12 protein-coding genes are annotated in these 13,210 nt (G+C 44.6%); 9 read left to right on the top strand and 3 right to left on the bottom strand.

All coding sequences use genetic code 11. The annotated features are described in order from the left end of the window. Positions 1–122: 122 nt before the first annotated feature. Positions 123–746, bottom strand: coding sequence for a hypothetical protein (locus ELR57_RS22275; protein WP_126961296.1), 624 nt, complete (start codon positions 744–746; stop codon positions 123–125). Positions 747–1,065: 319 nt separating this feature from the next. Here ELR57_RS22275 and ELR57_RS22270 point away from each other — a divergent pair, with 319 nt between their 5' ends. From ELR57_RS22270 to ELR57_RS22230, 9 genes are all read left to right on the top strand, one after another. Further along, positions 1,066–1,461 (top strand): hypothetical protein, encoded by a 396-nt coding sequence (locus tag ELR57_RS22270; RefSeq protein ID WP_126961295.1) that lies wholly within the window; start codon positions 1,066–1,068, stop codon positions 1,459–1,461. Positions 1,462–1,519: 58 nt separating this feature from the next. Continuing rightward, a complete protein-coding gene (locus tag ELR57_RS28680; protein ID WP_126961294.1) occupies positions 1,520–1,846 on the top strand; it encodes a PrgI family mobile element protein in 327 nt (108 codons plus the stop codon). Next, positions 1,846–2,718: a hypothetical protein gene (locus tag ELR57_RS22260; RefSeq protein ID WP_126961293.1), complete on the top strand. Its 873-nt coding sequence runs from the start codon at positions 1,846–1,848 to the stop codon at positions 2,716–2,718. The genes ELR57_RS28680 and ELR57_RS22260 overlap by 1 nt, the downstream gene beginning before the upstream one ends. Next, on the top strand, positions 2,696–4,807 hold the full coding sequence (locus ELR57_RS22255) for a VirB4 family type IV secretion system protein (RefSeq protein WP_126961292.1): 2,112 nt from the start codon (positions 2,696–2,698) through the stop codon (positions 4,805–4,807). The genes ELR57_RS22260 and ELR57_RS22255 overlap by 23 nt, the downstream gene beginning before the upstream one ends. Continuing rightward, the gene (locus ELR57_RS22250; RefSeq protein ID WP_126961291.1) at positions 4,804–6,978 is read left to right on the top strand and encodes a hypothetical protein; all 2,175 of its coding nucleotides are present in this window, start codon (positions 4,804–4,806) and stop codon (positions 6,976–6,978) included. Before ELR57_RS22255 ends, ELR57_RS22250 begins: the two co-directional genes overlap by 4 nt. A 52-nt stretch (positions 6,979–7,030) precedes the next feature. Next, positions 7,031–8,959, top strand: a complete 1,929-nt coding sequence (locus tag ELR57_RS22245; protein WP_126961290.1) for a glucosaminidase domain-containing protein — start codon at positions 7,031–7,033, stop codon at positions 8,957–8,959. Positions 8,960–8,967: 8 nt separating this feature from the next. Continuing rightward, entirely contained in the window at positions 8,968–9,534 is a 567-nt protein-coding gene (locus tag ELR57_RS22240; protein ID WP_126961289.1) for a hypothetical protein, read from the top strand. 203 nt (positions 9,535–9,737) lie between these two features. Continuing rightward, positions 9,738–10,298 (top strand): hypothetical protein, encoded by a 561-nt coding sequence (locus ELR57_RS22235; RefSeq protein WP_126961288.1) that lies wholly within the window; start codon positions 9,738–9,740, stop codon positions 10,296–10,298. 76 nt (positions 10,299–10,374) lie between these two features. Beyond that, the gene (locus ELR57_RS22230; protein WP_126961287.1) at positions 10,375–11,166 is read left to right on the top strand and encodes a hypothetical protein; all 792 of its coding nucleotides are present in this window, start codon (positions 10,375–10,377) and stop codon (positions 11,164–11,166) included. A 1,086-nt stretch (positions 11,167–12,252) separates the two neighbouring features. On the opposite strand, the gene ELR57_RS22225 is transcribed toward ELR57_RS22230, so the two are convergent. Further along, complete coding sequence (locus ELR57_RS22225) at positions 12,253–12,567, bottom strand: helix-turn-helix transcriptional regulator (protein WP_126961286.1); 315 nt, start codon at positions 12,565–12,567, stop codon at positions 12,253–12,255. Positions 12,568–12,590: 23 nt separating this feature from the next. Next, the gene (locus ELR57_RS22220; RefSeq protein ID WP_126961285.1) at positions 12,591–13,106 is read right to left on the bottom strand and encodes a hypothetical protein; all 516 of its coding nucleotides are present in this window, start codon (positions 13,104–13,106) and stop codon (positions 12,591–12,593) included. Positions 13,107–13,210 lie beyond the last annotated feature (104 nt).

Here is a 13,210-nt window from a genome sequence, read left to right as displayed (position 1 = left end):
CATCGTAATCGAAAGATCAATTGAACGAAAGGTCACACAGCCGATAGGGCTGATGTGACCTTTCTAATTTCTTGCGACGTCCTCTCGAATTCATCCCGATAGAAAGAATCCGCAGTCTGCTATTAAGCAGCCGCGGAAATTGAATGTGAATCAAGTTGTGCCTTCTTAACTGCCCGCCTTACCGGAACCCCCAACAGTACCCAAGCTATTGCATTTCTAACGAGCTGCTCACTCGTGAAGCTATTTTGGATGAAGTTCAAATCGGCAGCATCAAGCTTTGATCTCAAATATTCAAGATCGGCTTTTGCATACTCAGCTACCATGGGGGATGTCGCTCTAACATATGTCTTCAGCGATGGTTCCTTTTTGGCTTTGAGCATGTATACGGAATCTGTTCTTCGAATCAGCTCTACAACGGTCGAAATCAACAGATAAAGGAGCATGATGGCAAGAACAATGCCGATCATCGAGCCAATTCCGATACTCCGGGCATGATCCTCATTCGTTAACCACTGTTTTCCAAACAAGCCCATATTGGCTAACGAGAATGCAATGTCTGGAGCAAAGTAGAAAGCTGGGAAATACCCAACGACGATCGCGATAATGGCTACCGAAACTGCTGCCCATAGTTTAGGTACGAAAGAACAACACCCATAAATTACAACTCCTGCGAACAGAGCAATTACAGGAAAATCAGAGGTGTAATGTAGTGATTTCATGAAATAGTTAATCAATGGATCCAGCATATATCGCTCACCCACTTTCTAGGGTCATGGAAAATATTCCTTGTGCGCCAATTATACAACCAAGAAATGGATAGTGCAATATCGTAAAACGTTTATAAATATCTATTTTCGATATTTCATGTTGCCAGAAATACCAAATTTCTTTAAAATAAGACTCAGTAATATACAAATTGAACAGAGCTTTGGGTTCAATTCATATCGATAAGAGCGGAAGACGCAAAATCAAATCCCTTTGAGGGGATTGGTTTTGCGTCTTTTTTTGCTAGGAGGTGCAGTTTTGTTCCGCTCGGATTACTCAAATTAAATGGAGGGTTGAAAAATGGTTATGACCAAGAAGATTTTCCGAGGCTCTGTACCGTATCTTGTCGTTTTTGCGCTACTATTCTCGTTCTTCTCCATCGGAGCAATGCTAGGATCCGGTCACGCATTTGCGGCAGATGATTATGTTGACAAGAGCCAGATTGGCGGCGGCACAGGCAACATAACGGACATTACGACCACTTTGAAGGATTGGATCCTAACGCTACGGATTATTGGCGCTGTGGTAGCTGTCTTTGGTATCGTAATCGGCGGCATTCTATTCTCTATTTCATTAGGTAACGCACAGAGACGGGGAATAGCAATAGCTTGTTTGATAGGTGCTGCTATCGGGATCGTTATCATCGGTAAAGCGCCGACGTTGGCCGATTACTTCATCAATCAGTCAGCAACTTGACCAAATACGGCACTCGGGCCACCCCTACATTATGTAGGGGTTTTATTCCTAAAGGGGGATGAGTTATTTGAGAGCTCTTCTACCATTTGATACAGAAAAAGAACGAAGACCCGTGAAAATATGGGATTGGACGTTTTCCTGGAGACAATCTGCCTATTTTGGTGCGGCCGTTCTGCTGCTTCTCCAACTGTGTCAATGGGTTTATACCAGTTCACTAAGCATAATCGTGAACCTCATCATATGGGTATTGTGCATACCCGTTGTCGTTCCTTTCGTCGTTTTCGCCCTTTATAGGCATCCCCAAACGGGCCACTTTTTGGACCGTCACCTTTGGTATCATCTGAGACACAAAAAAACACAGAGTGGAGTATGGAGGGGTAACTAGTGGCAGATTTGATTATGTACGTAGCGCTTGGACTTGTCGGATACCTCCTCTACCGAGGCCTCAACCATAAACCCATTATTCCATTACGGAAAAGAGCTAAAAAACAAAAAAACAAGCGAGAATTAGCAATAAATACTCGTGAAATCAAGGGGCCATTCAATGAACTCCTTGGAATCAAGACTGTTCATGGCAACTTGTTTGAGCTGAAGACAGAGCAGAAGGATGTACGAGTATTTGTTGGAGCAGTTCAATGTGAACCCATTAATTACGCATTGCGCTCCAACGATGAGCAAGCGGACACAGATAATGCATATGAGCATTTGTTCGCCAGCTTATCACTTGGACCCGGGAGAGAAGTTCATGTCGCGACTCATGTTCACTCGCGACCGATCGAACTGGTAGACCAAATGAAAGTCTACTATAACAATTTTCAGAATCTTGACCCGGTCGCTCAAAGGTATGCACAAACGATGTTTTTCCCTTTCATGGAAACTTGGCAAAAGGGCGTTGAAGAATTCGATTATGGGCGGTACTTCCTTGTCACTCTGGATTATTCCAATAAAATGATCGGGGACATGGATGAAGATTCAATTTTGGTTAAGGTTAGAAACGAGTTCGGCCGGCTTGCGAGCAACATTATCAGTAATTATGGAAGAATGGGCGGAATAGCAGAAATCTGCCAGCAAAGAGACCTATACGAGGCTTTGTATTTTGCAACGCATAAGAAATCGGCAAGCATTGAGCATTTCCGTAGTTTATTTGACCGGGAAAACCCTCTGTCGCCATTTGTAATGAGTGACTATTCCAGAAAGGGCTACCGCTATCTTGAAGAAGAGGAGAACGAATCGGATGAAGATAAAGTTGCCATTTAGTAAATCCAAGAAAGCTCAAAAGCCTCAACCTCAACTTCACGAAGCGGATACGACGGAAGACCAATACGCTGGAAACAAAAAAAACCTCTTTGACCTTATACGTTTAAATGGCCATGAAATTCCGACGAATATTCGAGACATTGGCTATCAAAGTGAGGGGGCTGTCAGCGACTACCCGTTCCGTTCCTTCATCTTGGAATTTGGAACAACCACCCTCACCACTGGTGCCTTGGATACCTTATACCGCGCAGGCGCCGTCAATGTGACATTCTACATGACAAAGTTGACTAAGAGCCAGGCGGTCCGAACCTATAAGTCAGCTGCAACAGATGAAGGCGCTCGATTAGTCAGCATGCTTAAGAGTGGGAACGATCTGGAGGCAGCGGATGCCGAAAAGTCAATGAATCAAGCCAGAAGGTTGCTGGATGAAATATCGGATGGCTATAACGATGGTTTTTTAGCAACCTGTGTTGCAACCGTCTATGCACCCGATGAGAGAACGCTCGATAACATTGGAATGATCATCCAGGACGATCTTATCGGGAATGACCATAACCTAAGAGTCCTTTATGATCGGCAAAGAGATGGCTGGTTGTCAACGTTACCTACCGGAAATAACCGCTTGAAAGAGCGCGGCGATCGTCGGTTTTTTGACAGGACATCACTTGTCGCTGCATCACCGTTCTATTCATCGAAGATTCCATTCACCGGCGGCGTACCGATAGGCGTAAACAAGCACACCTACACCATGGAATTTCTAAATGTGTTCGCTCCGTACCTCGACTCCTATACTTCTCTCATTGTCGGAGCGTCCGGTTCTGGCAAGAGCTTTAGCAATAAGCATATTACGGCTACACAGGTACTTCTCGGCTACCGTATCTTCTCCATTGATCCGGACGGAGAGAACGGACCTATCTGCCGGCTTATGGGCGGTAGAGAAGTAGAGATCCGCGAAGGCAGTAATGTTTGCATAAATGTTTGCGCGATTACAGAAGAAGAAGTAGAAGTGACGCTAGCAAACGGGCGGCGAGTCAATAAGGTCACTGTTCCAATCGGCTCCAAGACCGGCCAACTACTGAAGTTTTATGACAAGTTGGCAGGTGGACTATCCTCTGAAGAAAAAGCGATCGTCAAATCAGCCATCATGGACGTATTCAATGACTTTGGCATCAATGAGGATCCGGAGTCTCTCTACGAAGCAGAGAAGATCGCCTACCGAACAGAATCCGGTGGGATTGATTATCGCAAAAAGCGTAAAAGGGAAATGACTTTGACGGATATTTACCATCGTATCCTGTTGAACTGCACGACTAATCCTAATTTAGAGACGCTAACATTTGACGGGCTAAAGGATGAATTCGCTGCCCGCTTGATTAAGGTCCTTCGAGGCTACTTGAGAGACTACCCGGACGGCAAGCTACTTGATGGCCAAACCAATTTTGATGATGGTAAGCCAGTCGACAACATGTTAGATGAGGTTTGTTGGATCAACTTCAATCTTAAACCGATTGAGGGAAGCGATATCTATGATTTGATGAATCACATCGTTACAACTCTGGCTTGGGAATATTTCGTAAAGCGACCTTCCTTGCGTAAATTCCGCAAGCGCGTAAAGCTCGAGGAAGCATGGAGACAAAAACGTATTCCGGGCGGGATGGAATTCGTCGAGGATATGGGCCGACGCAGCCGCAAATATAACGGGGGCATCGATATCATTACTCAGGACTTAATGCCATTCCTTGATGACCCGAACGGGATTGCTGTAGTTAAAAATGCGACGACAGCGCTGTTTCTCCGCTTAGGTCAAATCTCATTCGATGAGAAGAACAAACTAAAATCGATCTTTAACTTCTCAGAGGGCGAGATGGACATTATTTGCCGGCGGCCTCCGGAGTCCTCCAAGGATGATAGTAAAGGTGAAGGTGTGCTTCGAGTAGGCGGTAGCTCAGCCTACATAAAGGTGACGGTTTCTGGTGAGATGCGCAAGTTTATCGATACCGATCCAGATTACCTTCAAACACAAGGATTACTTCCGGAGATCGAGGATGGAGAGGAAACTACTGAACTGGTTGGGGTGGGGAATGAATGAAATCAAAGCAAAGAGTAGCCGTTGTATTTTTGCTTTTGTTTGTAATGACCAGCATATTCCTACCTTTGTCGTCGGCACTCGCTTCTCCAGTTGAACTTGGGTCTACAATCGAGCTGGGGTCCGATCCCTGGTATGCAAAACCGTTCCTATGGATTCTTGATCAGATTTTATCTGTCTTTGGTGGAATACACGATCCAGCCGACCACGTCTTCTATCATTCTTGTTTTGAAAATGAAACGGGCTGCGACGATAAAGTTTTTGGTCTTTACTCGGAGGACAATTTTAACCACGTCATCCGCCGCGGTTATGCGCTTCTTTCAATTGCAATGGGATTCATTATTACGGCAGCCGTAGTGAAAGCCGGTACCCTATATTCGGTGACTCCACTTTCGTCGACCATGAAGATCGAGACAACTGAAACTCTTATCAAATGCATGATAGGCATTGTGCTAATCACAAACTTCTTCACCGTATCAGGTACCCTGTTTAAGGCAAATGACATGGTCGTGAGCATGTTCTACCAGGATATCAAGCAACCAGTAGACCTTTCCTATTACGGTGAAAACCTAAACGGTGATTTACAGTCGAGTGTGGCTGAGGGAGATCGTATCAAGTTACGAGATTTCTCATCTGAACAAAGCAGTTTTGGAAGACTTATTGTTTCTTTCGCTACTCGAGGGCTATCAATTTGGTGGGAAGTCTTCTATCTGCAAAGGTACATGTTCATTTCCCTTCTGCTTGTTCTGGCTCCTTTATGGATATCGATGATGTTCTATCCCATGTTGCAGGGGATAACGATAGCCGCCTTTAAGGAGCTATGGTCGCAAATCATTGCACAAGGCATACATGCTGCCTTATTCTGGCTGTTCTTTAACTTGTTCGGTGAAAATATCGGATGGTTCCATGTAACAGTTGCGATGGCTCTATTTATACCAATATCTGAGTCTGTTCGATTTATATTCGGTTCCACGAGTCAAACCGGGTCCAAGCTCGCTATGGCGGGCACGGTTGCAGGCGTAGGCGCGTTTATGCACATGGGCCGCGCCATCGGTGATGTGAAGAACGGCATCTCTACCGTTCGCGATAAACAGGCATCTGGCAAAAGCGGATCTGCTGAGCAAGGCGGTGCGCGAGGCGGCTCTAAGGCTGGTGCAAGCGTCATGGCGCATGTTGGTGGAATGATGGGTGGTTCTGGTGCTGCTGCTAATGGTTCTGCTGATGGAGCTCCTTCAAACTCCTTTGCTTCTCGTATGCGTTTAGCGGGTGCATTGACCGGAGGCTTTAGCAAAGGGGCTGGACGCTTTGCTGGTGCCTCGATGGGCGTTGGTCTTGGACCAGTGGGTCAGTTTGCCTTCAGCGAGGCTGGAGCAGCAGTTGGCGAGGCAGCAGGCTATCGTGCAGGGGCATTGTCAGTTGCTGCCGGTAAAGGTGCTCACTCCTGGGTGAGAAACACGAAAGAGCATTTTAACGATGCACAACAAAAGAAGGGCAATCCTCTGGATGAACCACGCTATCAAAACGCGGATCCACTTACTAAAGCGGTTGTAAGATCGGCTCCAATGGTCGGATCAGCCGTTACTTCTGCCTTTAAGGGAGTAGCCGGAGGGGTAGAAGAAAGGAATGATCCAGCTATCAAGCGTGCCAGCGCTGAAAAAGTATACGGCGCAATTAGTGAGGTTATCGGTGGTAAAGGTGGCTACCAACTTGGCGAGAAGTTTGCACAATGGCGCCATACAGGTAAACCGCTATCTTCCGGAAGCTTTACGCCAGATCAGCAGGTGTATACGGTCGAAACCCGCGATGGCAGCTTCCTAGCTACCCAAGAAAATGGACAATTCACTCGTATTTCCAATATCGGACGTGGAAATGCCTCTCTTGGAAAAGGACAAGTTGTTGCAAGAACCTATACCGCAAGTAAAGTGAACGGGCAGCCTTTTGCTATTAAACCAATGATGCAACCTTCCGAGATCAGACCAGGCTCAATGGAAGAAGTGCCTCCAGTCACTTATGATTCCGAGGGGGTTCAAATGGTCTACCAGGGAAGGACGGTTAATCCTGCAGAATTCCTTGAGAAAGGTCGTCCTGCAAACCATGTTGATCTAAGAAGAAAGAACATGAGTGTTCCTTCTTTGCAGTCGGCTCCTTCCGCGCTGCAGCGTGCAAAAATTTAAGAGACTACCTTGCGAAGGGAGGTGAATTCTCGCTAAATAGCGAGATTTCCAAATGAGTGGATTTACCGATGGCAATATGTTGGAAGTCGCGAGATCAATAGGAAACAAGGCAAAGGACAAAGTAAAAGATAAGATAAAAAAAGTAATTAAGCATGCTGTTAAAAAGCTCATCAAAAAGCTCGTTAAGAAGTTAGCAAGCATGCTCATGAGAGCGATTATGCAATTATTGGGCTACCTGGCCGCATTGATAGGCATACCAGCACTGATATTAGCCGCCGTTGTAATTCTTGTCGGAGGCGCAATTATCTTTTTGATGTGGCTTGGGGGCGATGACGGCGATGTTTCTCAAAATGTGACAGATGCCTATACAGCCGCGATCGTTAAAACCTCAGAAATCGAAGAGTACCGGCCTCCAATTTTTGTTGTGCAAGTCATAGATAGCATGCGAATTACGAAAGCAGAACTTGATATAGATGATATCGATCCCGAAACAATCGCGAACGCGTTAAAGCCTGACCTCGTATATAAAAACTTCACCAATACAACTACGACAACGACAACGACTACGGCAATTGCAGACGGTAGCATCACAACCAAGACTAATGAGAGCAATACTACTCTCAAATTGCTTACGGAGGCACACACTTGGAATCGGGATATCATGATCCCGTATAAACAAGAATCAAGCACCGCGACAACCCATTATTCCTCAGGCGATGGACAGGAGAGCGCCACAGTTACAACAACCTCAACCAGGTGGGTTAAGGATGTGTCGGCTTGCTTAGTGTCAAATTCCGCATCGGGTTCAACCATAACGACGATCGGGAGCAAAACGAATTCCTTCTTTGATACATGGGGGCCTTTAGCTCAAAAAGAAAGCTTGGAAAGTGGAGTACCAGCTAGTGTTACTCTTGCCCAAGCGGTATTAGAAGGAGGATGGGGAACCAGCGAGCTCGCTTCTAAGTATTACAATTTCTTTGGTATAAAAGCCGATGAGAGTTGGACAGGATCCAAAGTATTAATGTGGACAACTGAAGTGAGTGATGAAGGAGTTGTATATAAAGAGAAAGCAGCATTTCGTGCATATCAAAATGCTGTTGAGGGGTTCCATGATCACACTTCATTTTTCCTAGAGAATCCGCGGTATCAAGTTGCATTGACGAAATCAAATCCGTATGAGTTCGTCAATGAAATAGCCAGGGCAGGCTATGCTACGGATCCGAACTATGCAACAAAATTAAAAAACATCATGAATTCCTATAACTTATTTCAGTATGACGCTAACAGTGGAATAAATCCGGACACAGGCGAGCACTGGGAGGACGTTACATACGTCGGCAATATCTTTGATGGATGCTCGACTCCGAATTTCACCAAGTTCGACAAACTAATGCAGAAGTATGACTTTACTCAAGAAGACGTCGAGTTGATTGCAGAAGGCATTAATGAAAATGATGAGACAAAGACTCTGATGCTTGGGTATAACGGTATATTTGGTATCGGTTTAAGCGATACCACACTTGTTGGATCTGAAGATGGAACCAGTGTGCCAGTTCAAGCAATAGCAGGACAGATGGTCTGGCCAACAACGGCGACCTATGTGACATCAAATTTTGGAATGCGAACTAACCCGGTAAGTGGAGTTTATAAACTACACAAAGGAGTCGACATTGCCCCTGCAAATTCAGACAAGCGGGATTATCCCAATATTGCAGCAATGGATGGCATTGTGACCGTGGCTGGCTATAGCGAGGATGGATACGGATATAAAGTGGTTATTGATCATGGTGGTGGCATAGAGACGCTTTATGCCCATATGAAGGCGAATAGTTTGAAAGTGACAGTTGGCCAGGAAGTGACTGCCGGCACGGTATTAGGCACAATGGGGGAAACCGGGAATGTTGACGGTCGCCATCTACACTTCGAAGTCCATGTGAAAGGCGAACCTGTAAATCCACTATTGTATGTAAGCAGGGAGTGATCGTAGTCATGCGGCGTTGGGTCTTGATTCTTGCAGGTGCATGGGTGGTCATCATGGTGCTGATAATCGTTTTACCAAAGCTCCTTAGTCACGGTACAACAAAAGAAAGTTTAACTCCGACCCCTAGTCCTGTAGCGACCACAGCTTTAGATAGCCAAGTTATAGCAGAGATCCCGGAGCCTACGGCTCAGGAAGGGCCGATAGAAGGGGAGTCAGCTGGACAACGGGAAAAGCTAGAAGATGTTGTAGGTTTCTTCTTTGAGCTCATCAATGAGGGGAGACTGGACGACGCGGCAACCATGATTGATGCGAATTATATGCTTGATCTCATGGCAAAGGATAAACCCGCTAGCCGGCAGCTATATATGCAAGATTATGTTCATTTGTTTGAGCCAGGGGAATTATTGAAAACAAAGGTGAAGCCGTTAACCAAGATCAATCATGATATGAGCTGCGAAGTAGAACTGAAGTTGAAGGGAGACAAGACGCTTAAATTAACTCTTGGGTTATCGGAAATGATCGACGATCATTCACAAGAGAAGCTATGGTACTTTACCTCCTTAGAAACTAAATAAAAATTGAAAGTGTTTAGCAACTTCTTCGGAAGTTGCTTTCTTTATTCCGACAGCGGCTAATCAACATCACGGGAAAACTGTTCTCTGTGAACAAATTATTTAATAAACAATAATGTCATTTAATTTAGCAGGGGTTTTAAGAAAAAAATTGAAAGATAATAGAAAAGCACAGTCTAAGATACGCAAAGGATGGAATCAGTAATATGCCGCATAAAGGTCATTTTGGCGTCTCGATGGGTGCAATCGTTCGTAGACCGAGAAAAGTCGATAAGCAATCCCGCAATTGTTTCAACTGTAAATTCATGGACAGGAGAAGAAATAATTGCTCGAAAATCCGGAAGAACACGGAAGGACAATCGAGCGGCTACGTCAGTCCACGTGATCAAAAATCGATGGCAACCAATTGCATGTACTTTGATAACGTTTATTCGCAGCAAGGTAAGAAAACAAACTCGGGCAATGCAAAAACTAATTCACAGCCGAAACCACCAAAAATAGCACCTCCGAAGCCGGATCTAGCAACACTTAGACAAGTGCAATGGGATCGCATAGATCAAGAAATTGCGAAGTTTAAGGCAGCTAAACAAGAAGGACGCGTATATGTGTCCGGGGCTGTTTTTAAAATGCGCGCACATTCTCGTAAGATCGTAGACATCAGTATGACGTCTGATCGCGTAAAATATGTAATCCACTCAGGACCACATAAAGGGTTAGAGAGCATTTGTGATTTGGCAACATTCAAGAACGAAATCGAATCAAAATAAAATTATAACAACACAACAATCTCTAAGTTAAATATACTTCGCAGTTTCATGAGCATAATCAAGTAGGGGGCGCATAATGAGCACACAAAAATTCGTTAGCTATTGGCAAGCCGTCTTTTCATCACAAGATCCTATTAAAGCGTTGGGGTTAAATGGGAAGGATCTCACCCAATTCGAGATCGGAGCGGCTCCTGAGCCGTATTACGGATATATTCATGAAGATTTGTCTAACGACGTACTACTCCTATTGCTTAACCCAGGCGCAAGGGATGAACGAACACGCGAAGAAGGATGGAATGAAATTGTAAAAGATCGATATGTGCGACTTTGGTCGAAAGAAGAATACAATCAGCAGGAAGAAGTCCTAAAGAAGCAAAATCGCTGGAGGGACAAGCGTTTTCAGCAGGCGAGAGGCATCGTTGGGGACATTGGTTTTCTGCATACGATGGAGTTCTTCCCGTTCCATTCAAGAAAGGATGAATTGACAGAGCGCTTCAAGCGTGCCTGGGTCAATGATTTTCCACTGGCCGACCTAACGTTTCATGCATTGAAAGACATTGCTGTAAACAGAAGAGCAAAGGCGATCTTCTCAGTCAGCAACGATTGGATTCGTTTACTAGATAAGCATAATGTATCTCGTGAAATGGAAGTCGTTCTTAGAAAGCATAGCGGCAAGGATTATTCATTTTCTTTCAAACTGTATCGATTCAACGAAGGTGGTTTACCTATTCTGTTTTGTGATTTGAGGGGATCTCCGATTAACCTGCCCAAGAATCAATTTGCGGTTCATGTCTCAAGAATTCTGCTCGGATTAACGCCCGAATCGCTCCCGCTCGAACATCCGGAGTTCGAAATCCGTGTACGATAGCTTCAAGTTGTCTGCCAAAATGGCTGAGGGCGATTGACATCAAAGAGTCTGGTCAGCAATTCGGCGTAGATCGCTGTTGGATTGACTATGCGGTGTTGCATGGGCCAATTAAGGAAGCGATCGAAATTAATGCCGACGACAAGAACAAGCCAAGGGCATTTAGGAGAGAAGCGTATCTCAGGAGGCAAGGATGGACAATAGTTAACATCCTTAACTCCGAGATCAGAGCGAACGTGGAAGCTGTGGCGCTTAAGGTGGCAATCGCAGTCTGGTTGCTTATTATGCAGAACAAAGCAGGCTAAAAAGAACTGGATCGAGGCGTAATGGCCTTGATCCTTTTTTTGCTGTAGATTATATCATTATTTTTGATCTATCTCATGTGCTGTCTCTCTTGTACTTTTCTTTCCATCTTTAATTTTTCGACCATATCGTTGATAAATAAACCAAAAAATAACCAATAACAACCTACAAAAGCTAACGGACAAAGAATCAATAAGACTATCTGAGAATCAAAATGTTTCTCAGCGAAACAAAATAAGGTTATAGCAATTATAGGGTACCCAAACCAAAACGAAGTGACAATCAAAAATCGCAAATATCGTTTCATCTGCAAAAGTTGATACGAACCCTTAAATCCAAGTGTAAACATATAGATTATTCCGAAGACGTAAAGAACGAATTTGATAACAGCGACCATTAGTTATCAGTCCTTAACTTAACTGGTGAGCAAATAAAGACCTATTCTTCCTTACCAAATATTATAACTATTCAACATAAAAACACTGTCGATTCTATAGGTGGCAATAAGAATTTCAAATACATAATCTTAATGGGTACACATGTTCGCAAAAGGTGGATTTTGTACATATGTCCAATAAAAGCAAAAACCCCTTATTTTTCAAGGTTTTTTATTGTTGGATGACAAGAACATTGGCCGATAATTGACAAAAACATTGACCGATTCCCGAGCTCGTCGTTAACAAATCTAGCTTGCTAATTCAATGCAATCTACTTAACATTCATATTCACTTTACGGAAATCTTGGGGATTGGTATTAGTCCACTTCTTGAAGATCTTTGCAAAATATTAAAAGTTCGAATATCCTACGGCTAGTGCGACCGCGCTGACGGGCATTTCAGTCTTGACGAGCAGTTTCTTCGCCGTATCGATCCGTAACTTCGCCGTGTAGTCGGTTATTGACATACCAGTCTCTTTCTTAAACAGCTTAGCAGTATAATCTGGATGAAGACCAACCGATTCCCCGATTTGTTCACGCGAAAAACTGTGATCCAAATGAGACTGTATGAACTGCTTGATTCGCTCGATCAGCCCCTCTGGGGATCTGCTATCCGCAATAAGTGCATCTACTCGATTCAGGACGTTCTGCGTCCAGATGTTCATCTCATAAATGCTTCTTGTTGCTCCTACACGACAATCAATTGTAAGAAGTCCGCATAATATCTCTCTAGTATGGAAGTATCTGATGACAGCGCTCCGTGTAAGCTCTCTAAATACGCTTTCGTATCAAGCGCGAGTGCCTGAATTAATCCCAACCTCAGTAAATCCGACCAGAATGCAACAGGTGGACGCATCCCCTCAACTGGCGTCGAACAGCCCGGCTCCAATCTCAGTTCAAACATACGGTTTCGGTTGTCCAAGCCCTCAGAGTCTACCAGTTCCTTCAACCGTTTCATATAATGACCAATATCACTTGACGGGATTGGGATCCCCATGCCGCATCTTAATTCACAGTAAAATAACTGATGACATTCTTCCATGTAAGCGATGCATAGTTCACTCCACGGCTCCGGCTCCCATTCCACGTTCTGGTCCAAGACGACCGTGATGAGCAAGCAATCTTGTGACAACGATACTGCTTGGCAAGGGTGATTCGCGGTATGGAAGAAGCGTTCCGCGTTATCTCGAAGAGCGTATTCCATCGTTTGCTTCTCCTGAGGCGACAAGGGCTTTTCCCACCCATAAATTCGCATATAGACGGGAAGGAGCATCCGACCCTGGATTCCGAGCTCTATTCTAATCTTTT

The sequence above is a fragment of the Cohnella sp. AR92 genome (genome assembly GCF_003990975.1).
Lineage (GTDB): Bacteria > Bacillota > Bacilli > Paenibacillales > Paenibacillaceae > Cohnella.
The sequence above is the reverse complement of the archived record's forward strand: the minus strand, read 5'-3'. Positions and strand labels throughout refer to the sequence as shown.

What these genes read in the sequence shown, in the direction of transcription:
- ELR57_RS22275 (WP_126961296.1), bottom strand. Translation starts at nt 746, where the DNA reads ATGCTGGATCCATTGATTAACTATTTCATGAAATCACTACATTACACC.
- ELR57_RS22270 (WP_126961295.1), top strand. Translation starts at nt 1,066, where the DNA reads ATGGTTATGACCAAGAAGATTTTCCGAGGCTCTGTACCGTATCTTGTC.
- ELR57_RS28680 (WP_126961294.1), top strand. Translation starts at nt 1,520, where the DNA reads ATGAGTTATTTGAGAGCTCTTCTACCATTTGATACAGAAAAAGAACGA.
- ELR57_RS22255 (WP_126961292.1), top strand. Translation starts at nt 2,696, where the DNA reads ATGAAGATAAAGTTGCCATTTAGTAAATCCAAGAAAGCTCAAAAGCCT.
- ELR57_RS22250 (WP_126961291.1), top strand. Translation starts at nt 4,804, where the DNA reads ATGAAATCAAAGCAAAGAGTAGCCGTTGTATTTTTGCTTTTGTTTGTA.
- ELR57_RS22245 (WP_126961290.1), top strand. Translation starts at nt 7,031, where the DNA reads ATGAGTGGATTTACCGATGGCAATATGTTGGAAGTCGCGAGATCAATA.
- ELR57_RS22240 (WP_126961289.1), top strand. Translation starts at nt 8,968, where the DNA reads ATGCGGCGTTGGGTCTTGATTCTTGCAGGTGCATGGGTGGTCATCATG.
- ELR57_RS22235 (WP_126961288.1), top strand. Translation starts at nt 9,738, where the DNA reads ATGCCGCATAAAGGTCATTTTGGCGTCTCGATGGGTGCAATCGTTCGT.
- ELR57_RS22230 (WP_126961287.1), top strand. Translation starts at nt 10,375, where the DNA reads ATGAGCACACAAAAATTCGTTAGCTATTGGCAAGCCGTCTTTTCATCA.
- ELR57_RS22225 (WP_126961286.1), bottom strand. Translation starts at nt 12,567, where the DNA reads ATGAACATCTGGACGCAGAACGTCCTGAATCGAGTAGATGCACTTATT.
- ELR57_RS22220 (WP_126961285.1), bottom strand. Translation starts at nt 13,106, where the DNA reads ATGGAATACGCTCTTCGAGATAACGCGGAACGCTTCTTCCATACCGCG.